Annotated in this window: 18 protein-coding genes; 9 read left to right on the top strand and 9 right to left on the bottom strand. The window is 72.4% G+C overall.

Going from position 1 to position 22,034, the window contains the following annotated elements; all coding sequences use genetic code 11:
• The first annotated feature begins 137 nt into the window (after positions 1 to 137).
• On the top strand, positions 138 to 2,405 hold the full coding sequence (locus tag ACFTWP_RS04560; RefSeq protein ID WP_380262736.1) for a beta-glucosidase: 2,268 nt from the start codon (positions 138 to 140) through the stop codon (positions 2,403 to 2,405).
• A gap of 130 nt (positions 2,406 to 2,535) precedes the next feature.
• Here ACFTWP_RS04560 and ACFTWP_RS04555 read toward each other — a convergent pair whose 3' ends face one another.
• The gene (locus ACFTWP_RS04555) at positions 2,536 to 2,835 is read right to left on the bottom strand and encodes a hypothetical protein (RefSeq protein ID WP_380262606.1); all 300 of its coding nucleotides are present in this window, start codon (positions 2,833 to 2,835) and stop codon (positions 2,536 to 2,538) included.
• A 595-nt stretch (positions 2,836 to 3,430) separates the two neighbouring features.
• Here ACFTWP_RS04555 and ACFTWP_RS04550 point away from each other — a divergent pair.
• Positions 3,431 to 4,786: a glycoside hydrolase family 125 protein gene (locus ACFTWP_RS04550; RefSeq protein WP_380262604.1), complete on the top strand. Its 1,356-nt coding sequence runs from the start codon at positions 3,431 to 3,433 to the stop codon at positions 4,784 to 4,786.
• 168 nt (positions 4,787 to 4,954) lie between these two features.
• Here ACFTWP_RS04550 and ACFTWP_RS04545 read toward each other — a convergent pair whose 3' ends face one another.
• The gene (locus ACFTWP_RS04545) at positions 4,955 to 6,397 is read right to left on the bottom strand and encodes an MFS transporter (RefSeq protein ID WP_380262602.1); all 1,443 of its coding nucleotides are present in this window, start codon (positions 6,395 to 6,397) and stop codon (positions 4,955 to 4,957) included.
• A gap of 302 nt (positions 6,398 to 6,699) precedes the next feature.
• Between ACFTWP_RS04545 and ACFTWP_RS04540 the strand changes: the two genes are divergently transcribed.
• Positions 6,700 to 7,278 carry a TetR/AcrR family transcriptional regulator gene (locus ACFTWP_RS04540; protein WP_380262600.1) on the top strand — a complete coding sequence of 193 codons (579 nt, stop codon included), beginning with the start codon at positions 6,700 to 6,702 and terminating at the stop codon, positions 7,276 to 7,278.
• Positions 7,279 to 7,403: 125 nt separating this feature from the next.
• On the opposite strand, the gene ACFTWP_RS04535 is transcribed toward ACFTWP_RS04540, so the two are convergent.
• On the bottom strand, positions 7,404 to 7,769 hold the full coding sequence (locus ACFTWP_RS04535) for a PRC-barrel domain-containing protein (RefSeq protein WP_380262598.1): 366 nt from the start codon (positions 7,767 to 7,769) through the stop codon (positions 7,404 to 7,406).
• Between the two features lie 242 nt (positions 7,770 to 8,011).
• On the opposite strand from ACFTWP_RS04535, the gene ACFTWP_RS04530 reads away from it, so the two are divergent.
• A complete protein-coding gene (locus tag ACFTWP_RS04530; protein WP_380262596.1) occupies positions 8,012 to 8,260 on the top strand; it encodes a hypothetical protein in 249 nt (82 codons plus the stop codon).
• 65 nt (positions 8,261 to 8,325) lie between these two features.
• Here ACFTWP_RS04530 and ACFTWP_RS04525 read toward each other — a convergent pair whose 3' ends face one another.
• A complete protein-coding gene (locus tag ACFTWP_RS04525; protein WP_380262594.1) occupies positions 8,326 to 8,862 on the bottom strand; it encodes a metallophosphoesterase family protein in 537 nt (178 codons plus the stop codon).
• Between the two features lie 282 nt (positions 8,863 to 9,144).
• On the opposite strand from ACFTWP_RS04525, the gene ACFTWP_RS04520 reads away from it, so the two are divergent.
• The 3 genes from ACFTWP_RS04520 to ACFTWP_RS04510 all read left to right on the top strand — a co-directional run bounded on the left by ACFTWP_RS04520 (position 9,145) and on the right by ACFTWP_RS04510 (position 11,968).
• On the top strand, positions 9,145 to 9,603 hold the full coding sequence (locus ACFTWP_RS04520; RefSeq protein WP_380262592.1) for an ATP-binding protein: 459 nt from the start codon (positions 9,145 to 9,147) through the stop codon (positions 9,601 to 9,603).
• Positions 9,604 to 9,862: 259 nt separating this feature from the next.
• Entirely contained in the window at positions 9,863 to 10,819 is a 957-nt protein-coding gene (locus tag ACFTWP_RS04515; RefSeq protein ID WP_380262590.1) for an oxidoreductase, read from the top strand.
• Positions 10,820 to 11,056: 237 nt separating this feature from the next.
• On the top strand, positions 11,057 to 11,968 hold the full coding sequence (locus ACFTWP_RS04510; RefSeq protein WP_380262588.1) for a hypothetical protein: 912 nt from the start codon (positions 11,057 to 11,059) through the stop codon (positions 11,966 to 11,968).
• Between the two features lie 90 nt (positions 11,969 to 12,058).
• Here ACFTWP_RS04510 and ACFTWP_RS04505 read toward each other — a convergent pair whose 3' ends face one another.
• Entirely contained in the window at positions 12,059 to 12,781 is a 723-nt protein-coding gene (locus tag ACFTWP_RS04505) for a DUF998 domain-containing protein (RefSeq protein WP_380262586.1), read from the bottom strand.
• A 1,266-nt stretch (positions 12,782 to 14,047) separates the two neighbouring features.
• Here ACFTWP_RS04505 and ACFTWP_RS04500 point away from each other — a divergent pair.
• A complete protein-coding gene (locus ACFTWP_RS04500; RefSeq protein WP_380262584.1) occupies positions 14,048 to 15,268 on the top strand; it encodes a hypothetical protein in 1,221 nt (406 codons plus the stop codon).
• A gap of 137 nt (positions 15,269 to 15,405) precedes the next feature.
• The gene (locus ACFTWP_RS04495) at positions 15,406 to 17,496 is read left to right on the top strand and encodes a tetratricopeptide repeat protein (protein ID WP_380262582.1); all 2,091 of its coding nucleotides are present in this window, start codon (positions 15,406 to 15,408) and stop codon (positions 17,494 to 17,496) included.
• Between the two features lie 138 nt (positions 17,497 to 17,634).
• Here the strand turns inward: ACFTWP_RS04495 and ACFTWP_RS04490 are convergent, their stop codons facing one another.
• The 4 genes from ACFTWP_RS04490 to ACFTWP_RS04475 all read right to left on the bottom strand — a co-directional run bounded on the left by ACFTWP_RS04490 (position 17,635) and on the right by ACFTWP_RS04475 (position 21,956).
• Entirely contained in the window at positions 17,635 to 18,681 is a 1,047-nt protein-coding gene (locus ACFTWP_RS04490; RefSeq protein ID WP_380262580.1) for a LacI family DNA-binding transcriptional regulator, read from the bottom strand.
• Positions 18,682 to 18,736: 55 nt separating this feature from the next.
• A complete protein-coding gene (locus ACFTWP_RS04485) occupies positions 18,737 to 19,642 on the bottom strand; it encodes a carbohydrate ABC transporter permease (protein WP_380262578.1) in 906 nt (301 codons plus the stop codon).
• A 3-nt stretch (positions 19,643 to 19,645) separates the two neighbouring features.
• Positions 19,646 to 20,560: a carbohydrate ABC transporter permease gene (locus ACFTWP_RS04480; protein WP_380262576.1), complete on the bottom strand. Its 915-nt coding sequence runs from the start codon at positions 20,558 to 20,560 to the stop codon at positions 19,646 to 19,648.
• A 79-nt stretch (positions 20,561 to 20,639) separates the two neighbouring features.
• Complete coding sequence (locus ACFTWP_RS04475; protein ID WP_380262574.1) at positions 20,640 to 21,956, bottom strand: extracellular solute-binding protein; 1,317 nt, start codon at positions 21,954 to 21,956, stop codon at positions 20,640 to 20,642.
• Positions 21,957 to 22,034: the final 78 nt, after the last annotated feature.

Genomic DNA, 22,034 nt, shown 5'->3' with positions numbered 1-22,034 from the left:
AGCCCGTCCCCGTCGCGGCGGCCCCCGCCCTGCCCGGCCCGTCCCGTCTGCCCGTCCTGCCCGGCTCCGCCGTCCCGCCCGCCTGGCAGGACCCCGAACTCGGCCCGGGCGAGCGCGCCGACGCCCTGATCGCCGTGATGACGCTGCGGGAGAAGATCGCCCAGCTGTTCGGCGTCTGGGTCGGTGCCTCCGACGAGGGCGGCGAAGTCGCCCCCTACCAGCACGAGATGGAGGAACCGCCCGCCCTGGACGACCTCCTGCCGTACGGGCTCGGGCAGCTCACCCGGCCGTTCGGCACCGCTCCGGTCGACCCGGCGACCGGCGCGCTCTCCCTGCTGCGCACCCAGCGCCGGATCGTCGCCGGCAACCGCTTCGGCATCCCCGCGCTGGCCCACGAGGAGTGCCTCGCCGGATTCGCCGCCTGGCGGGCGACCGCCTACCCCGTGCCGCTCTCCTGGGGCGCCGCCTTCAACCCGGACCTGGTCCGCCGGATGGCCGCCGCGATCGGCCGCGACATGCGCGCGGTGGGCGTCCACCAGGGCCTGGCACCCGTCCTCGACGTGGTCCGCGACGCCCGCTGGGGGCGCGTCGAGGAGACCATCGGCGAGGACCCGTACCTGGTCGGCACCGTCGGAACCGCGTACGTCCAGGGCCTGGAGTCCGCCGGGATCGTGGCCACCCTCAAGCACTTCGCCGGCTACTCGGCCTCCCGCGCCGGCCGCAACCTCGCGCCGGTCGGCATGGGCACCCGCGAACGCGCCGACGTGATCCTGCCGCCCTTCGAGATGGCGGTCCGCGAGGGCGGGGTGCGGTCGGTGATGCACGCCTACACCGACACGGACGGCGTGCCGTCGGCCGCCGACGACCGGCTGCTCACCGAACTCCTCAGGGACACCTGGGGGTTCACCGGCACCGTGGTCGCCGACTACTTCGGCATCGCCTTCCTCCGGACCCTGCACGGCGTCGCCGGCGACTGGGCCGAAGCCGCCGGGGCCGCCCTCGCCGCCGGCGTCGACGTCGAACTGCCCACCGTCAAGACCTTCGGCGAGCCGCTGGTCGAGGCCGTCACCTCCGGCCGCGTCCCCGAAGGGCTGATCGACCGGGCGCTGCGCCGCGTCCTGGCCCAGAAGGCCGAACTCGGCCTGCTGGACCGGGACTGGAGCCCCGTCCCGGCCGCCCTCGCCGGCGCCGACCTCACGGACCCGGAAGCCCTGCGCGGCACCGTCGACCTCGACCCGGCCGGCAACCGCGCGCTCGCCCGGGAGATCGCGGAGCAGGCCGTCGTCCTGCTCCGCAACGACGGCACCCTCCCGCTCGCCCGCCCCGCCCGGATCGCCCTGGTGGGCCCCAACGCGGACGAGCCGACCGCCGTACTCGGCTGCTACGCCTTCCCCGTGCACGTCGGACCACAGCATCCCGACATCCCACTGGGGGTCCGACTGCCTACCCTTCGGGAGGCGTTGGCCGCCGAGTTCCCCGACAGCGAGATCGTCACGGCGCCCGGTGCGGGCATTGACACCCCCGCCACCGACGGCTTCGCGGAGGCGGTCGCCCTGGCCCGCGGCGCCGACGTCGTGGTGCTCGCGCTGGGTGACCGGGCCGGACTGTTCGGCCGCGGCACCAGTGGCGAGGGATGCGACGCCGAGTCACTGGAACTACCCGGCGTCCAGGCCCAGTTGCTCGACACGCTGCTCGACGTCGGGACCCCGGTGGTGGTCACCCTGCTGGCGGGCCGACCGTACGCGCTCGGGCGGGCGGTCACCGAGGCGGCCGCGATCGTCCAGACCTTCTTCCCCGGGGAGGAGGGCACCGGCGCCGTCGCCCGCGTGCTGAGCGGACGGGTGAACCCGTCCGGCCGACTCCCGGTGAGCGTCCCGCGCCGCCCCGGCGTCCAGCCGTCCACCTACCTCGCGGCCCGGCTGGCCGAGGCCACCGACGTCTCCAGCACCGACCCCACCCCGGCGTACGGCTTCGGGCACGGCCTGTCCTACACCGCCTTCGCCTGGTCCGACCTGGTGGTGATGAACGAACAGGCCGACACCTCGGGCGAGTTCCAACTCTCGCTGACCGTCCGCAACACCGGTGAACGGGAGGGAACCGAGATCGTCCAGCTGTACCTGCACGACCCGGTGGCCAGCGTGGTGCAGCCGGTCCAGCGCCTGATCGGCTACCTGCGCCTCACCCTCGCCGCCGGCCAGGCCCGCCGCATCCCGGTGACCGTCCCCGCCGACCTGGCCTCCTTCACCGGACGCGACGGACGGCGGGTCGTCGAACCCGGCGCACTGGAACTGCGCTTCGCCGCCTCCAGCACCGACCCCCGCCTCACCGCCCGGGTCACCCTCACCGGCCCGCCCCGAACGGTGGACCACACCCGCCGCCTGCACGCGGACTTCCACGTGAAGTAGGGCGGACCTGAACCGCCCGCCCTGCGGGGGCACTCGGCTCGTGCGGCGGGCCACGTGGTGGCCCGCCGCACTCTGCGGGGGAGAGCTCCCGCCCGAACGGCGGGAGCTCTCCGTGAGCCGTACCCGGGTGCTAGTCGTCGTCGCCGAGCACGTACGCGCCGACGGTTTTGGCGAGTGCCTCGGCAGCCTCCTCGGTCTTGTCGGTGTAATAGCCCTTGATGTCGATCCTTCCGCGCCACCATGCGAACACGGCGGTCTCACCCGGAACATTGAAGGTTCTTTCCAGGCCCAGATCCTCTGACTCCCACGGAGCACCCTCCTCGATCAGCCGACAGTGGGTCGCCGCCTCCTCCCACTCGTCGATGTCGATGGGGGTGTTCGGACTTCGGGTCCAGTCCTGCGTTCGCGTGATGTGGAAGTCGTAGCCCACGTCGTACCTTTCGGTCAGCCCGTCGAACCAACGAACAGCAGCACGACACCATTCCTGTGTGCGTGATCCTCCGCGCGCTGTCCGACCACCACTCCGGCTGTAGATCGTGATCACCGTGGCCGCAGGGCGGTTTGTCGCCGGAAGCGGCAGGCACGGGCGCGTGCTCGGCGTCGGCGGCCCCGTACAACCCACGGTGAACAACCCTGGCCGTCCCCGTCGGCGGACCGGTCTTGCCTGGCGAGAGCAAGACCTACGGGGAGTGCCGGAACGTCCTTCGGGGTTCCCCGACCTGCGCCGATCCCTCGTGGCAGGCAGGAAGAAGCAGGAATATGGACGACCGTGCGCAGGAGGCGTGGACGGGTGTCGCCGGTGCTCGACCGCGGGCTACGGTGCTCCGGTTGCTCCGTCGTACCTTCCGGGCAAGGAGGACTGCCCGGTCGGGGAGCGTGGTGTCGCCGTGCGGCACCGCCCCGTGCTTTGACCGCGTACTCGATCGCCAATGTGACACCGTGCCGGAGCCGACCCGGTCGCCGAGTTCTCCCGGTGGGCTGCCGGCAGTTCCGGGCGACTGGAAGGACTGATGATGTCGTTCCCCGTGAGCGTTGCCGACAACCCGGTCGTCAGGGAGGCGATCCGCCGCCTGGACGCGTTCGGCGATGCGGCCTACGGCCGAATGCTGCTGCGTTGCCTCGATGACACCCTCGCCCGCACGATCCGCACGATGCCCGACGGCACCGTGTTCGTGGTGACCGGGGACATTCCGGCGATGTGGCTGCGCGACTCGACCACCCAACTCATGCCGTTCCTGGCGATCATGCGCGACGACCGGTCGCTGCAGGATCTCGTCATCGCGGTGCTCCGGCGTCAGTTCTGGCAGATCCAGCGCGATCCGTACGCCAACGCCTTCAACTCCGGACCCTCCGGGCGAGCCCACGATCCCGACGACCTGTGCGACGACCCGTGGGTCTGGGAGAGGAAGTACGAAGTCGACTCCCTCGCCTTTCCGCTTCTGCTCGCCCACCGCCTGTGGTGCGCGACGGGCCGCACCGACCACCTGGCCGAGGCGGTGCGGACGGCGCGTACCGTGATCCGGCTGTGGCGGGTCGAACAGGACCACGAGAGCCTGTCCCCCTACCGCTTCGTACGCCACAGCGGCCCGCCGAGCGACACCCTGGGCGGGGCCGGCCGCGGAACACCAGTTGCACGCACCGGAATGACATGGAGCGGATTCCGGCCGAGCGACGACGCCTGCGCCTTCGGCTACAACGTGCCGGCGAATCTGTGTGCCTCCGCCGCACTGACCGCGGTGACCCGGATGGCCCGCAGCCTCGGCGACGCCGTCCTGGAGCAGGAGGCCGCAGCCCTTGCCGCCGAACTGCGAGCCGCAACCGAGCGGCACGGAGTCGTCACCCACCCCGAGTTCGGGCAGATCTACGCCTATGAGGTGGACGGGCTTGGCAACGCCCTCCTCATCGACGACGCCAACATGCCCAGCCTTCTGTCGCTGCCGATCACGGCCGGGGTACCGGTCGACGATCCGCTCTACGCCGCGACGCGAGCCTTCGTCCGCTCGCCCGCCAATCCCACCTGGTACCGGGGATCGGCCGCCGAGGGCGTCGGCAGCCCGCACACCCCACCGGACCACATCTGGCCCATCGCCATCGCCGTCGACGGTCTGACCAGCGATGATCCCGCCCATGCGCGCCGGAATCTGCGGATGCTGCTCGACACGGACGCGGGCACCGGCGCGATGCACGAGTCGTTCCACAAGGACGACCCCGGGAAGTTCACCCGGCCCTGGTTCTCCTGGGCCAACGCGATGTACGCCGAACTCGCCCTGGACACCGTCGGGCTCGGCACGCGGCCGCTGTGGGCCGCCCGAGCCCCGAGCAGCCGAGCGCACCTGCCGGATCCCGGACGAGGTGGCAGCGTACCTGTGCCGCAGTGCTGAGCAGCGGACCGCAAGCGCTACGTCCGCTGAACCGTCCCCGCCCGTCCACGACGGGTCGGGCGGGGGACTGCCTGTCGACGAAGGCTCCGGCGCCGCTGTTCCTGCCGGTGGCGGCGGAGGAGTAGGCCCGCGCTGCTGCCGCCGGCGGTACCGGCGGCAGCAGCCGCGTCAGCCGCGGACGGCCTGCGGCGTGGGCGCCGCCTCGGCGACCGGCGCCGGCCCCGCGACCGGGCCCGACAGGGTCCGGCGGGCCGCCGGGACGAGCAGGGCGGCGAAGGCGGCCGCCAGGCAGAACACCGCGAGCAGGACGAAGCCGTGGGTGTAGCCGGACTCGTAGGGGCGGCCGGAGGGCTGGAGGTGGCCGGTCACCAGGCCGGTCATCAGGGCGGCCCCGATCGAGCCGCCGATGGTGCGGATGTTCGCGTTCATCCCGGTGGCGGCGCCGGTCTGGGCGGCCGGCACGCTCTGGACGATGAGGTTGCTCATCGAGGCGAAGGCCAGGCCGATGCCGAGCCCGAACACCGCGGCGGCCAGGGCGACCTGCCACGGCTGACCGTGCCAGGCCGCGAGGATCGCGCAGGCGATCGCGCCGAGGACGGCGCCTGAGGTGAGCTGCGCCTTGGCGGGGAACCGTCCGGCCAGCCGGCCGCTGACCACGCCGGAGGCGAACATCGCCACCACCATCGGCAGCATCAGCAGGCCGGCGCCGGTGACGCCCGCCCCGAAGCCGTACCCCGCCGAGGACGGGGTCTGGGTGAAGCCGGGCAGGAACGCCCAGACCGCGTACATGCCGCCGCCGAACAGCAGCGCGGCGGTGTTGGTCGTCCAGACCGCCGGGAGGCGCATGATCCGCAGGTCGATCAGCGGGTTGCGGGATCGGGCCTCGGTGCGGGCCCAGGCGGCGAAGAGCAGCACGGCCGCCGCGAGCAGGGTGATGACGCCGGGCGAGCCCCAACCCCACTTCGAGGCCTGGCTGATGGGCAGCAGCAGGGCCACCAGCCAGCCGGAAAGCAGCACTGAGGCAAGCCAGTTGACGGTTCCTTCGGTGCGGTTCGGCGATTCGGGGATGTAGCGGTGGGCGATCGCCGCCGTGATCGCGACGATGATCACGGGGAACCAGAAGAGCCAGCGGTAGTCGAGGGCGCCGACGATCGGCCCGGCCAGCACCATGCCCAGGCCGCTGCCGACCGCGATGACGGCGGACAGGTTGCTGATGCCGGTGGGCACCCGCGCGGCGGGGAACTCGTCGCGGATGATGCCGAAGGACAGCGGGAACAGCGCCCCGGCGATGCCCTGGATGACCCGGGCGACGATCAGCACGGTGATGTTGGGGGCCAGCGCGGCGACCAGGCACCCGATCAGGAGCGCGAGGAGCGCCCCGACGAGCGTGCGCTTCTTGCCGACCAGGTCGCCGACCCGGCCCAGGATCGGCGTGAAGACCGAGGCGGAGAGCAGGTAGGCGGTCATCAGCCAGGTGACGGTGGACTGCGAGGTGTGCATGGCGTGCTGGACGGTCGGCAGCGCGGGCGTGATCAGCGACTGGAGCAGCGCGTACACGCCGGCGCCGGTCGCGAGGACGGCGAAGGTGAGGCGATTGGACTGGCGGTTCATCGGACCCTCTCGGGACGCGGGACGGCGGCAGGCGGCACGGGCCGGTGAGGGCCGGTACCGGTGTGGCGATGGGGCGGCGACGGGCGGACGCGGGTCCGGCGACGGCTCGGGGGCGGTGGCGCCACCGCGGGTGGGTGGCGCTGCCGGGAGACGGTGCGGCAGGGGGAGACGGCGGAGCCGACAGGTGGCGGCGCCGGTCCGTGGCCGTGCAGAGGTGGAGCCCCACTGGTAAAGTCGAGGCATGCCTCCAGATTATCGGAGGCACCCCTCCGGTTCAACCCGGCGTCCGAAACGAGGTCCCCGTGCCGGAATCCGTCGCCGTCGGCGACCTGATCGCCGCCCAGCGCCCGCGCCGCGCCGACGCCGCGCGGAACTTCGACGCGCTGCTCGCCGCCGCCCGTGAGGCCTTCGCCGAGCACGGGGCCGATGCCTCACTGGAGGACATCGCCCGCCGCGCCGGGGTGGGCATCGGCACCCTGTACCGCAACTTCCCGACCCGCCGGCACCTCTTCGAGGCCGTCTACGCGAACGAGGTCAACGATCTGGCCCGCACGGCACAGGAGCTCTCCGGCGAGCCGCCCTGGGAGGCGCTGGCGGGCTGGCTCCGCCGCTTCGTCGCCTACACCGTGACCAAGCGCGCGATCCGGGAGGCACTTGAGGGCGAGGAGACGGACGTCTTCACGGCCTGCCGGCAATCGATGTACGACTCGGTCGAGCCGCTCTTCGCGCGGGCGCAGGAAGCCGGCGAGGTGCGTAAGGACATGAGCGTGGAGGATCTCCTGCGCCTGGTCGCCGGCATCAACTCGATCGTCTTCGCCGACGACGAGCAGCGTGAACGCGTCCTGGGCATCGCCCTCGACGGAGTGCGCGCCGGGCGGTGAACCCGGCCTGCGGGCGGGCGGGGCGGGGCCGGGATCAGTCGCTCTCCCGTACTGCAGAACGCAGCGGCGCGGGCGGGTCACCACCTGACCGAGGTGGTGACCCGCCCGCGCCCGCGTGAACCGGTTCAGACGATCGGGCCGCCGTAGAACGGGCCGTAGTAGGAGCCGTACTGCTCCCGGTAGCCGCCGTCGCCGTCCTGGGTGTCCGGCTCGAACTCGGGGCTGTTCTTGATCTCGTCCTTGGTCCGGTCGAGGTAGACCTTCTTCTCCTCCTCGTCCACGCGCACCACGGTGCCGGCCGGGAGCAGGACGTACTTGCCGAAGATCCACGGACCGGTGTCCACCACCAGGTGGGCGGAGTCGACCTCCTCGGAGTGCCGGTCGACCTTGCCGATGTGGCCGTCGGTGGCCTCGACGTGGAACCCGATCAGGTCGGTGCCGGAGACATGGCCGGACGTCGTGCGGAATGCCCAGATCTCGATGCCGCTCACTGCGTCTCCTCTCGTCACGGCGCCGCATCTGACCGATGTGCGGGTGCGGCGCCTCCTCGCTCCGGCGGCTGCCCCGGCTGTTCCGGATCATGCGGGTGGGATCGGCCGGGATTTCCGGCCGCCGGGGCGCGCCCGCCGGTGCGCTCGGTGCGCTCGGAACAGCCGTGCTTGGTCACGGCCGAGCCGGGTATGCGCGTGTGGCCGTCCAGAGCGAAGATCCACACCGTGGGGGAGAACACACCATGAGCAGCACGCAGGGAGCGGGCCTGACCGACCGCTTCATCCCGGGCAGCACGGGCAGTACGGGCAGTACGGGTGGCACGGGCCGCCGAACCGAAGTGTCCGGTCGGCTCGCGTCGGTGGCGGGAGTGGCGGGAGTACCGGCTCCGCGTCCGCTGCCCGAGCAGGTCGCGGCGCGGACCCGCTGCCTGGCGTACCGGGCCCGCCGGTTCGCGTACGAGATGCAGGGACGGCTCGCGGGCCAGGCCTGATCCGGTCCGCTCGGGGAGCCGGCTCGGGTGGTGCGCGTTCCGGTGGAGTCCCGCTGCAAAGCGGGTCAGCCCCGCTCGGGCTCGTTCGGCCGGGTGCTCGTGGCGGGCGCCGGAAGGCGGTGCAGGGTCACGTCCGTGAGCTGTCCGTCCACCGCCTCGACCGTCATGTAGGTGTGGAACGGCTGGCGCCGGCGGTCCGTCGGCGACCCCGGGTTGAGCAGGCGCAGTCCACCGGGCGCCGTGGTGTCCCAGGGGATGTGGCTGTGGCCGAAGACCAGCACGTCCACCTCCGGGAAGAGCTCCGCGCACCGGCGCTCACGGCCCGCCGACGGGCCGGTCTCGTGCACCACGGCGAACCGCACGCCGCCGAACTCGACCGTGGCCACCAGGGGGAGCCGCTCCCGCAGGTCCGGCCCGTCGTTGTTGCCGTACACGGCGACCAGCCGACGGGCGCGGGCCTCCAGCAGGTCCAGGGTCGCGACGTCGACCCAGTCGCCCGCGTGCACCACCGCGTCGGCGGCCCCGATCGCCGTCAGCAGTGGCTCCGGGAGCCGGCGAGCCCGGGCCGGCACATGGGTGTCGGAGGTCAGCAGGATGCGCACAGCCCACTGTCGCGCGCGGATCGACCCGCCCGGCGGCCGACACGCCGCCGGGCGCCGCCCGCCGTTCGCTGCCGCTGCCGTTGCCGCCGCGGTCGAACCTGCCGGGCGGCGGAGTGCTGGATGGCCGCGTCGGGGGTAGACGCTGCGTCGGCGGAGCGACGAACGGCGGAGCGACGAGCCACGGAGCCACGGAGCGACGAACGACCGGGCGACGAGCCGCCGACCGGCACGCGACGGAGCGACATCGGCAGGAGCGGAGGTACGACGATGGGTGACGCGGCGATGAGGGCCACGGGATGGGCGCGATCGTTCCCCGTCGCGGGGGGTGTCCGGGCCGGGCGGCACTGGACGAGGAAGCACCTGGAGTCCCTCGGGTGGACGGGCGCGGCGTCCGAGGTCGTGGACGCGGTGCTGCTGACCGTCTCCGAGCTGGTGACCAACGCCCACATCCACGGGCACAGCACCGCCGAGCTGGTCCTGGTCTGGGACGGCAGGTGCCTGCACGTGAGCGTGCACGACTCCAGTGACCGGCTGCCGGTGCCCCGTACCGCCGACGGCGAGGCGTCCGACGGACGCGGGATGGCACTGGTCGAGGCGCTCGCCGACGACTGGGAGGTCCGGGCCCAGGCGAGGGGCAAGACCGTCTCCGCCTGCTTCCGCCCGCCGGGCCGGTACGGCGAGGCGGATCCGGAGTCGACCCCGAGCGCGGACGGACGAGGGGAGACGCCCGACATGAGGTGATGTGCGGCCGGTGGCCCGCACCGCGTTCTCATCGTGTCCAACGGTGCTGCGGTGACCGGTCGTTCCCGTCCCCGGTGTGATCCTTCCCCGGCCGCTCACCCCTTCCCAGCCGGCCGACCCGGGCTCGATACTCCGTGGTCGGACCTGGTGGCGGTGACGTGGCGGGGCATCGGAGTCCGGTATCGGCGTCCTCGACCGGCACCGGTACGGCGCTTCGCACCGCAGGCCCGGGGACAGGTCCGCGGGCAGGTCGCCAGGCATGGCGGAGACGACGGAGACGACGGGAAGTGGTGCGGTAGTGGAGTCGGCGACGGTCACGGCAGCGGCAGCGGGTACGTGGATGCTGGGGGACCGGCAGGTGAACCGCCTCGGGTTCGGGGCGATGCGGCTCACCGGGAACGGGATGGGCGGCAACTCGGACGGTGCGCCGATCGACCGTGACCGGGCGGTCGGGATCCTGCGGAGCGCGGTCGAGCAGGGAGTGAACCACATCGACACCGCGGCGTTCTACTTCGCACCGCTGCGCTCCGCGAACGAGCTCATCAGTCGGGCCCTGACGCCCTACCCCGACGACCTGGTCATCGTCACCAAGGTCGGCCCCGGGCGCGATCCGTCGGGTGAGTGGCTGCCGATGGCCAGGCCCGACCAGTTGCGCGGGCAGGTCGAGGAGAACCTGCGCGAGCTCGGCCGGGACCACCTCGATGTCGTCAACCTGCGCAGGAACGGCATCAGTTCGATCGCCGAGCACGTCGGCGCCCTCGCGGACCTTCGTGCCGCCGGGCTGATCCGGCACCTGGGCCTCTCCAGCGTCACCCCGGATCAGCTCGCCGAGGCCCAGGCGGTCGCGCCGGTGGTCTGTGTGCAGAACTGGTACGGGCTGGACCGCCGACTCGCGGACGCCAACGGCCTGCTGGACAGCTGCCGGGACCAGGGCATCGCCTTCGTGCCGTTCTTCGCCATCTCCGGGGACCGGCGCGAGGCGGCCGCCGGGGACACCCACGACGAGCGGGTGCTCGCGGTCGCGCGCAGGCACGGGGCGTCACCGGCACAGGTACGGCTGGCCTGGACGCTGCACCGCGGGCCGCACATGCTGGCGATTCCGGGCACCTCCGACCCCGGCCACCTGACCGAGAACATCGCGGCAGGCGCGCTGCGGTTGTCGCCGGAGGACCTGGACCTGCTCGAACTCCGCCCGGAGAGCGCCGCCGTGGACTGACGGTACCCGCACCGGCGGCGGCCCCTCGGCCTCGGCCTCGCCCTCGCGCTTGGTGACGGGGACGGTTCGGCCGGCGGCACCGGCGCCGGTACTCCGCCGCCGCCACCTCCGGGGCGGCCGAATCCCTGGCGGACAAATGCGGTTGTCCGTCGCGCCGCCCGCTGCCAGACTTCGGGCGGCCCGCGTGGCAGGACGCCGCGGAGCCGACACCCGAATCGTCGACCACGGGGGAGACCTATGCATTCGACCGCGCCCACACGTGCCCTGGCACGCATCACCGCCGGCCTCGGGCCGGTGCTGGCCCTGACCGCGGCAACCGTCCTCGCCGGACCGGCCGCCCACGCCCAGCCCGTCGGCAACGGGACCCTCGCCTTCAGCGGCGATCCCGCCGACTGGATCACCGGAGGGCGCTCCTACAGCTACGCCGACGGCGCGCAGGACCACTTCGAGATCGGCGCGGACCCCGAGCACCGGCACGTCGTCCTCTGGGTCGAGGCCGCCGGCAACGTCAGCTGGACGCTCGACCTCACCGCGCCGGCCGGCCAGGAACTCACCGTGGGGCACTACACCGAACCGGCGGCCGAGCCGTCCGACGGTGGTGCCGACGTCTCCCTCTACGGCGACGGGCGCGGGTGCAACTCGCTGGGCGGGTCCTTCACCGTCTCCAAGCTCGTGTTCGGTCCGTACGGCTACGTACAGGCCTTCGACGCGAGCTTCGAGCAGCGCTGCCAGGGGAGTTCGGCGGCGCTGCGGGGCGAGGTCCACATCGTCAACCCGCCACCGCCGGCCCAACTCGCCCTCGGCGTCCGTACGGCGGTGCACGGCAGTGCGGGCACGGAGAGCGGCAAGGCGGCCGTGCACGGCACGGTGAAGTGCAACAAGCCCGCCACGGTGGCCGTTTCGGGTGAGGTCGTGCAGAGCGTGAACCGGGTCGAGGTCCGCGGGTCGTACCACACCTCGGTGCCGTGCGTCCCCGGTGCCCCGGTCGCGTGGCAGGCGCAGGCCGCCCCTGACGGGAGCGTGCCGTTCCAGCGGGGCCGGGCCGCGGTCACGACGCGGGTGGAGGCGTCCGACCTCGACTACGAGAACGCGCCGCAGGTCGTCGTCACGGGAACGGCCACCGTCCGGCTGGACCGCACCGCCGGCTGACACCGCCTGCGACCGCCCGCCCGGTGGACGCCCGCCACGACCCAGGTCGGGGCGGGCGTCCACCGGCGTGTGCGTCAGGTGGTGACGGTCTCAGGGGGTGAGGCCGACCGGTGCCGGGTGCGGGGTCTGCCGCGCGAGGCCGGCGGCGGACTCGCTCTTGACCAGCCAGGCGAGGCCGAAGGCGAGCACCGCCAGGGACTCGCCGAGGTACGGCAGTGTCAGGGGCGAGTCCCAGACGAGGTGGAGGGCCTCGGCGACGGCGATCAGCGCGATGCAGCCGACGATCACCCAGCCGCAGACGAGGTAGACCCAGTCCCGGCCGCGGCGCGGCCCGTCGGAGGGCCGGGAGTCGGCGAACAGTCGCAGGCAGAAGAACGCCAGGACGCCGAACAGGGCCGCGGCGAAGCAGAGATGAAGCACGCCGACGACCACCTGGACCCGGCTCGGGTCCGGTACCAGCGAATGCGGCGGTTCGGTGGGGAAGAGGGCGACCAGGACGGCGAACACGCCCGCGACGGTGCTCAGCCGGTCCTCGCGCCGATCGTAGCGGTAGCAGATCAGGAAGACGCCGATGGCGCACAGCCCGCCCACGAAGATGTTGCGCATGTGCGTGTAGTACGACGCGCTCATCGAGGCGAGCAGCGCCACCCGGGCGGAGGTGATGCTGTTGCCGATCGGCAGGACGATCGGCAACAGCGAGCCGATCACGCCGACGCCGAGGCGCAGGCGCTGCACCGTCCGCCGGTCCTGGTCGGGTGTCAGGTCGGATGTGACCCGACGCTGCGGGGTGTGGGGGGAAACCTGGTCGGCCATGTGCGGGCCCCTTCAACGAGCTGCGGCGTCGCCCCGCGTCGTCGGCCGAGTGGTGCGGCGGCACTGGTCGCGCCGTCAGAACGGTCGCTGACCTGCGATTTACCCTCGCCCGACGAGCGCGAAACCGCCCGGCCCCGGGCCGCTCCGGCCCGCCGCGCAGCACCGGGCCGCCCGGCCGGCGCTTCGTCCCCTCCGGTGCGGCGGCGGCCGGATCGCGATGGGCTCCGCCCGCCCGCCCGGTCGGGTCCCGATCCGGGTGCCTGGTCCGGGCGGGTGGTGTCGGTCGGCCCCGCCGCACGGGTGGTCGATCGACTGCTCGGGGTGGGGTGCCGGCGGAGCCGGTGGCGGACCACGGGCCCGCGGGACGGGGGCCCGCAGGGCACCCTCCGCGGCGGGGGTGGTTGTGAGCGGCGCGAATTTCGGCTCGACCGGTCGGCTCGGCCATTCCCGCCGACTTCCTGGCGAGTTCCTCCGACATGTCGTGACGGCCGCCTCGGTGGATGAGAAATGACACCTCCACACAGAGGAATGACGACATCATGCGGTATCGGGAATCGCTGTCGTACCACGCATCACAGTGACAACATCGGGGTGGTGCATCGCGCGAGCGGAGCGGTGCCCCGGAGCATGTCGGTGGGGGCGGAGGACTCCTGCGCGCACCGCTCGACGGGCTCTCACCAGCCAACTCGTCCGTGCCGGTGCGCCCGTCGTCTCGAACGCGGGGGGCGAACGGCCGCGGAGGGGCGCCCTCGACGATGTCGGAGCGCCGGGCGGCTGCGGATTCGGGTGGATCGCTGCGTCTGTTCCACCAGTTCGTATTCGGCCACTTTTAGCGGCCGGGCGCGGGTCCCTGGAAGAACACCTCGGGAACGGAAAATATTTTACCGTCAGTTCGCCGGAGAATTGCAGCAGCTCAGACGGATCGTGGCGGTCGGTTGGATCTCGTCGAACGAGCCGTGGCCGTGGCCCGGTGTCTTGACGTGCTCGACTCACGACGGGAGGTTTGGTCCCGCTCGGCCGCCGGCCGGGCTGCCATCGAACCCGGGAGGACCCATGAAGTCGACCGTCGCCATGAAGAAGGCCACCAAGAAGATCACCGTTCGCCGCACCGGCGACGTGCGTCTCACGTCGGCCGCTTGCCAGTGTCCGTACACCGCCGCCGCCTGACGGTGACGCGCTAGACCACTGCCCGGGTGCGCCGAGTATCGGCGCACCCGGGCAGTGCCGGGTGCCCACCGAATCAGGTCAGAGGATGCTGGGAGCGCTGTGAGCGGATCGACCCTTGCGGTACACGAGTTGAGCTTCGTCCCCGAGGGCGACGAGGTCGTGGTCGGCCGGCTGGACACCGGCTCCTACGCCGTCTTCCCCTCCGACGGAGCGGAGTTGCTCAAGCGGCTCACGGAGGGAATGCCGCTGGACGAGGCGGCGGCCTGGTACGAGGACACCTTCAGCGAACCCGTCGACGTCGAGGACTTCGTTGCCACGTTGCACGAGTTGGGCTTCCTCCGGGAGGACGACGCGGTGCCGGAGGCGCCCGCCGCGCCGGTCCGGTTCCGCCGGCTGGGGCGGGCGGCGTTCTCCCCGGTCGCCTGGGTCTGCTATCTCGCGGTGTTCGCAGGCTGGTCGGTCGCCGTCGGCATGAACCAGGACCTGCGCCCCGCCCCCTCGCAGATCTTCTTCGTCAAGTCACTGCTGATCGTCCAGCTCGTGATCACCTTCGGTCAGGTGCCGCTGCTGCTGGCCCACGAGGGATTCCACATCCTGGCCGGGCGGCGGCTGGGCCTGCCGACCAAACTGCGACTGAGCAACCGGCTCACCTACATCGTCGCCGAGACGCAGACCAACGGCCTGATGAGCGTGGAGCGGCGCAGGCGCTACCTGCCCTTCCTGGCGGGAATGGTCTGCGACGGCGTGGTGCTGGGAGCGCTCGGCCTGATCGCCGCGGCCGGCCGGCAGGGCGACGGCGGCCTCTCGCTGACCGGCCGGGTCTGTCTGGCGCTGGCCTTCACCGTGGTGATGCGGATCCTCTGGCAGTTCCAGCTGTACCTGCGGACCGACCTGTACTACGTCTTCGCCACCGCGCTGCGCTGCTACGACCTGCACGACGCGAGCAAGGCCGTCCTGCGGAACCGGGTCTGGCGCGTGCTGCGGCGCCCGGAACGCCAGGTCGACGAGGGGCAGTGGACCGAACAGGACCGCAGGGTCGGCGCGTTCTACGGGCCGTTCATCCTGCTGGGCTTCTGCGTCCTGGCCGGGATCACGATCTTCGCCAGCATCCCGGTCAGCGTCAGCTACTTCCGCATCGCCGGCCGCGCGATCGGATCCGGGCACCTCGACTCCCACTTCTGGGACTCGCTGCTCTCGCTCTGCCTGAACGCCGCCCAGGCGGTCGCGCTGATCGTGCTCGCCCGGCGCAAGCGGCGGGAGCAGCGGCCCACGGCTTCCCTCGCGCCGTCCGGCCCGACGGCCGCGCCGTCCACCTCCTGACCCCGCCCGTGTCGCGGGTCCGATCTCCCCGCTCCGAACTCCGCGCCCGTGACGCTGGTCCGGCCTCCCGCCTGAACTCCCCGCTCCCAGATCCCGAACTCCCCTCCCCGACCTACCCGAACGAAGGGTGAACTGACATGGCCGGTCATCACACGATCGTGGGCGCGAGCCCGGCGGCCCGGCTGCGGCCGGCCGGCGCCGACGGGGACCTCGCGGTGGTGGCCCGCTGCCATCGGCGGCTGCGCGGCCCCTACACCGGCGTCGACACGGTGCTGCGGGCCGTGCTGCCCGAGGCGGCCCGCCGGTGGCCGGCGCTGGTGGAACACCACCGAGTCGAACTCCTCTACGGAATACCCGAGTTGGAGGAGCTGATCGGTCCCGCGCCGCGGACCCTGGCGACCGAGGCCTCGTACCAGGAGCGCACCCGCTTCTTCGGCGCCGGCATGATCCGATGTATGAGTCAGGGGATCGTCTCGTTCCTGCTCGACTACGCCCGCCGGGTCCGGGCCTGCGGCGAGCTGCCGCCCTACCTGGTCTTCGACGAGGTGGACCAGGCGGAGCCCACCGCACAGGAGTTCATCGCCCTGCTGGTGCGCCGCGCCGACCCCGCGCTGTTGCGGGTGGTGGTCTGCACCGGGCCGGGTGAGCTCCCCGAGGAACTGGCCCGGGTGCTGGCCCGCTGCACCGAGCGGATCGAGACGGACGACACCGACGACGCGGCCGGCACCGGGCACGAGGGCGGCGCGCCGCGCAGCGCGTCCGAACTGGTGCAGGCGTACGTCCTCGGTGACGGCACCGGCCGCAGCCGGGCCGAGACGGCCGCCTACCGGGAGGCGGACCCCGCACTGCGGGCGCGCCTGCACGACCGCCGTGCCGAGGAGTTGGAGCGGAGCGCCCCGAGCTGGGGCGTCAGGGTCGGCGCCCTCGCCTACCACCGCGAGCACGGCAGTGACCCCGCCGGCGCCGGTCGGCTCGCCCTGATGGCGGCCCAGCGCCACTGCGTCCGGGTCGGGTTCTCGGCGGCGGTGATCGACCTCGGCCTGCGCGGCCGGGCCGTCACCGACCCGGTCGCGGAGCAGCACGACTTCTGGGAGTTCAGCCACCAGGCGGCGTCCGCCTGCATCCCGGTCGGCCTGACCGAGCAGTCGATGGAGCTGTACCTGGACGTCATCCAGCGTTTCACGGACCCCAAGGTCCACATGATGACCAGCTACTCGATCGCGATGCTGCACACCCGGTTCCTGCGGCCCCGCGACCACGACCTGGCGCTGCGCTGGCAGAACAACGCGGTGGCCATCGCGGGCATCCTGCCCGACCCGGCCGAGCGGCTCACCTTCAGCGTCTTCCACGACAACGGCCTGGCCCTGGTGGAGATGCACCGGGGCAACCTGACCCGGGCGCTGGAGCTCGTCCAGTCCTGCATGGCCCGACTGGACGCCGAACTGTCCGACGGGCAGTGGCAGTTGCACCGCTCGCAGCTGCTCTACAACCGGGCGCGGCTGCTGACGGCCACCGGCCGGCTGGACGAGGCGTTCGCCGACTACTCCACGCTGGTCGAGCTCGACCCGTACTACACCGACTACCTGTCCGAGCGGGCCCGGATCCACCGCTCCCGCGGGGACTTCGAGGCCACCCTCGCGGACTATGACCACGCCGTGCGGCTGGCTCCGCCGTTCCCCGAGCTGTACTACAACCGCGGAACGGCCCGGGTGGAGGTGGGGGACACCGCGGGAGCCCTGGCGGACTTCGGCTACGTCCTGGAGATGGAGCCCGACGACGTCGACACCCGCCTCGCGCGCGCCGAACTGCTGCTGGACTGCGAGGAGTTCGACGCCGCCGAGGCCGACGTCGCGGCCGGCCTGGCGCTGCGGCCCGAGGAGCCGCAGCTGCTCTGCATGCGCGGCACCATCGCGCTCCAGCGCGGGGCGCTCACCGAGGCGTACCAGGCGCTCAGTTCGGCCCTCGACCTGGATCCCGGCTACCCGGCCGCGCTGCTCAACCGTGCGGTGGTGCACTACCAGCAGGCCCAGTACCAGGCCGCCGTGCAGGACCTGACCGCCACCCTGGAGTTGGTCGGCGACGACCCCGACGTCCTGCTCAACCGGGGCATCGCCTACCAGGCGGAGGGCCGACTCGACCTGGCGCTCGCCGACTTCGACCACGCGCTCACCCTGCCGGGGGCGGACCAGGACGAGCTGCGGGAGCAGCGCGAGCGCTGCCTGGTCTAGGGCCTGTCCGGCGTCGCGCGCCCGGCAAGATCCGCCGGACAGGCCCTAGCGCCCGACGGGCCGGCCCGACGGACCCCGCCGCCCGGACCCGGTCCGGGCGGCGGGGCGGCTTCGGGTCGAACCGGACCGCGCGCCCGGCTACGCCGAGTCGCGGATCACCAGCTCGGTGGGGAGGATCACGGTCGGCTGGGTCTCGCCGGCGATCTGGGCGAGCAGCAGGCGCACCATCTCGTGGCTGATCCGGTCCCAGGGCTGGCGGACGGTGGTGAGGGCCGGGCGGGTGGTGAGGGCGGCGGGCGAGTCGTCGAAGCCGCCGAGCGCGACGTCCCCGGGGACGCTTCGACCGGCCCGGTCCAGGGCGGCCAGGGCGCCGTCCGCCATCAGGTCGGAGGCGACGAACAGGGCGTCGAGGTCGGGTGCGGTGGCCAGCAGCCGGTCGGCGGCCTGCTCGCCGCCGGCCCGGCTGTAGTCGCCGTACGCCACCAGGCGCTCGTCGAAGGGGATGCCGTACTCGTCGAGGACCTCGCGGTAGCCCAGCAGTCGCTCCACTCCGCCGGGGGTGTCCTGCGGGCCGGCCACGGTGGCGACCCGGCCCCGACCGGACTCGATGAGGTGGCGGACCATGTCCTTCGCCCCCTCGCGGTCGTCGGCCGCGACGTAGGTGACGCGGCCGCGCTGGCCGAGCGGCTTGCCGCAGGAGACCATCGGGATCTCGGCCTCCCGCAGGTGCTCGATCATCGGGTTGCCGCGGTGCGAGGAGACCAGCAGCACGCCGTCCACGTGCCCGGCGGCGAGGTAGCGGACGACCCGGCGCCGCTCGGCCTCGTCGCCGGCCGTCATCAGCAGCAGCGGGATGTCGTGCTCGCCCAGTGCTGCGGTGCAACCGCGCAGCAGGGTGGTGAAGTTGGGATCCTCGAAGAAGCGCTCCTGCGGTTCGGTCAGCAGGAAGGCCACCGAGTTGGAGCGCTGGGTGACCAGGTTCCGGGCGTGCCGGTTGACCACGTAGCCCAGTTTGGCGATGGCCGCGTTCACGGCCTCCAGGGAGGCGGGGCTGACGTTGTGGCCGCCCTGCAGCACCCGCGACACCGTGCCGCGCGAGACACCGGCCACCGCGGCGACGTCGTGGATGGTCGGCGCCCGCCTGGGCTTGGCGGCGGGCCGTCCGTGGGGTGCTGGTTCGGTCATGGTGCCAAGGGTTCCTTGAGGAGGGGCTGCCGACAAGCGCGGCAGCGGTGGTCGGTCAGGACTTTACGGCCCCGGAGAGCAGATCGATGCGCCAGAACCGCTGGAGTCCCACGAACAGCAGGATCAGCGGGATCACCGAGAGCAGCGCGCCGGTGATCACCAGGGTGTAGAGCGCGGGCGCGTTGGCGCCCTGCTGGAGCAGCGAGTACAGGCCGACCGTGACGGGGAACTTGTGGTCGTCGCCGAGCATGATGTACGGCAGCAGGAAGTTGTTCCAGATCGCCACGAACTGGAACAGGAAGACGGTGACCAGGCCGGGCACCATCATCGGCAGGGCCACGCTGCGGAACAGCCGGAACTCCTTCGCGCCGTCCACCCGGGCGGCCTCGACGACCTCGTCGGGGATCGCGGCGGCCGCGTAGATCCGGGCCAGGTAGATGCCGTACGGGCTGACGATGCTGGGCAGCAGGACCGACCAGTAGCTGTCCGCCAGGCCGGCCTGCGCCATCAGCAGGTACTGCGGGACGGCCAGCGTGATCGGCGGCATCAGCACGCCGGCGAGCAGGATGTTGAAGATCGCGGTGCGACCGCGGAACCGGTACTTGGCCAGGGCGTAGCCGGTGACTCCGGAGAGCGCGGCGGACAGCAGCGCGCCGACGCCGGCGTAGAGCGCGGAGTTGGCCATCCACTGCCAGTAGACGCCGTCGCGGTAGTGCGACAGCTCGGCGAGGTTGTCGAGCAGGCCGCTGCCCGGGGCGAAGGTGAAGGTGGTGAACAGTTCGCCGCTGCTCTTGGTGGAGGCCATCACCACCCAGAGGATCGGGATCAGGCAGTAGACCGCGCCCAGCAGCAGGACGAGGGTGGGGATCCACGCGGTGCGCCGGGGCGGTGCGACGGCGTTGCCGGGGGTGGTGCCCGGTGCGGGGGCGGTGCGGCGGCGGTCGGTGAGGGTGGTGCTCATGGCTCAGCTGCCTCCGTCGGAGCGGTTGTTGACCAGCTTGAGGAAGCTGAAGGACAGGACGAGGGTGGCGGCCGCGATGACCACCGAGGTGGCGGCGGCCGAGTGGATGTCGCCCTGGACGAAGGCGTCGCGGTAGACCTTCATCAGCGGGCTCCAGGTGGAGCTCATGCTGTTGGTCAGCGGCTTGAGGGTCATCGGCTCGCTGAACACCTGGAGGGTGGCGATCATCGAGAAGAAGAAGGTCAGCACCAGCGAGGGCAGCACCATCGGGATCTTGATCCGCAGGGCGATCTGCAGTTCGGAGGCGCCGTCGAGGCGGGCGGCCTCGTACAGCTCGGTCGGGACGGCCCGCAGCGAGGTGTAGATCACGATCATGTTGAAGCCGGTGCCGCCCCAGACCGCGATGTTGGCGAGCGCGACGAACAGCCCGTTGCCGTGCAGCAGGTCCGGGCCGCCGATGCCGGCGCGGTCGAGCAGGAAGTAGCCGGGGCTGACGGTCGGCAGGTAGAGGAAGCCCCAGAGCAGCGAGGCGACGATGCCGGGCACGGCGTACGGCAGGAAGATCGCCAGCCGGGACACGGCGCCGAGCCGCACCCGGGGGGTGTCCAGCAGCAGGGCGAGGAGCAGGGCCGCGCCGAGCATGGCCGGCACCAGCAGTGCGCCGTACAGCAGGGTCCGTCCGGATCCGGCCAGCAGCTCCGGGTCGCTGATCGCGGAGGTGTAGTTGGACAGGCCCGCCCAGATCTCGGTGCGGGCGTGCGAGCCGAGGCCCAGGCCCTTGACCTGGACGGCGCGGAAGCTCAGGTACAGCGCGTAGCCGATCGGCAGCGCGAAGAACAGCGCGAACAGGGCGACGGCGGGGGAGAGGAAGGCGTACGGGGCGAGGCGCCTGGAGGGGCGGGACTGGTGGGACGCCATGGCGGTCCTAGTCGGTGGGGTCGGCGCCCGGGGGCCGCGCCGTGCGGCGGCGGCCCCCGGGCCTGGGCTGGCGGGCGGGTCAGCCCTCGGTCTTGAAGCCGTTCTTCTTGAGGTCGGCGACGGTGGCCTGCTGCATCGCGGTCAGGGCGGCGGAGAAGTCGCCCTTGTCCTGGGCGGCCTTGCCGAAGGCGTCCTTGAAGGTGGAGTAGGCGACGTTGACGTTGGGACCCCAGGCGGCGGGGGCGGTGTTCTTCGCGATGGCGGCGGCCTGGGTGTAGAAGTCCGCCTGGTTGGCGAAGAACTCCGGCGCGGTGGCGAGCGCGCCGCCGCTCTGGGCGGCGGTCGCGGCCGGGTAGATGCCGGCCTCCTTGACCAGGGCGGCGACGGCCTCCGGGTCGGTGTTCAGCCAGGTGGCGAACTGCGCGGCGGCGTCGGCGTGGCCGGCCTTGGCGGCGCCGGTGGTGACTCCCGTGGTGGAGCCGCCCCAGCTGCCGGTCACGGACTCGCCGGCGTTCCACTGCGGCAGCGGGGCGATGGCCCACTTGCCCTTGGTGTCCGGGGCGGAGGAGGTGAAGACGCCGGGTGCCCAGACGGCGGAGACCCAGGCGATCTGGCTGCCGTCGTTCAGCGCCTTGCTCCAGGCCGGGGTGTACATCGGCTGGTTGTCGATCGCGCCCTCCTTCACCAGGCCGCCCCAGAAGTCGGCGACCTTCTTGCTGGCCGCGTCGTCGATGCCGACCTTCCAGGTCTCGCCGGAGGCGGTCCACCACTTGGCGCCGGCCTGCTGGGCGAGGCCCGCGAACAGGCCGGAGTCGTTCGCGGAGAAGGTGGTGAGCGCCTTGGCCGGGTCCTTCTGCTTGAGCTGGCGGGCGGCGTCGGCGAACTCGGCCCAGGTGGTGGGCACCTTGAGCCCGTACTGCTGGAAGAGGTCCTGCCGGTAGTAGAGGGCGAGCGGCGCGGTGTCCTCGGGCACGGCGTACACGGCGTCGGAGCCGAGGGTCACCTGCTGCCAGACGCCGGCGGCGAACTTGTCCTTGGCGCCGGCGGTCTGCTTGGCGATGTCGGCGAGCACGTCGTTGCTGACCAGGGTGGGCAGCGCCTGGTACTCGGCCTGGAGCAGGTCGGGGGCGTTGCCGGCCTTGGCGGCGGTGATGGTCTTGGTGACCAGGTCGTCTCCGGAGGCCTGCTTCTGGACGCTGACCTGGATGTCCGGGTGGGCGGCGTTCCAGATCGCGGCGACCTTGTCCATGTTCGGCGTCCAGGACCAGAAGGTCAGCTTGACCGGTCCGGATGCGGGCTTGGCGGCGTCGGAGGCGCTGCCGCTGCTGCCGCAGGCGGTCAGTGCCAGCGCGCCGCAGAGCGCGGCGGCCGAGGCGAGGGCAAGGCGACGGTGCATGGATCCTCCCGGGGATCACTGCTGGGGAGCGGGGGTGGGGGTGGGGGCGGACAGCGACGGCCGGCGGCGGGCTCTCCC

Origin of the sequence: Kitasatospora sp. NPDC057015, from assembly GCF_042673745.1 — a bacterium.
Taxonomy (GTDB): Bacteria; Actinomycetota; Actinomycetes; order Streptomycetales; family Streptomycetaceae; genus Kitasatospora.
The sequence above is the reverse complement of the archived record's forward strand: the minus strand, read 5'-3'. Positions and strand labels throughout refer to the sequence as shown.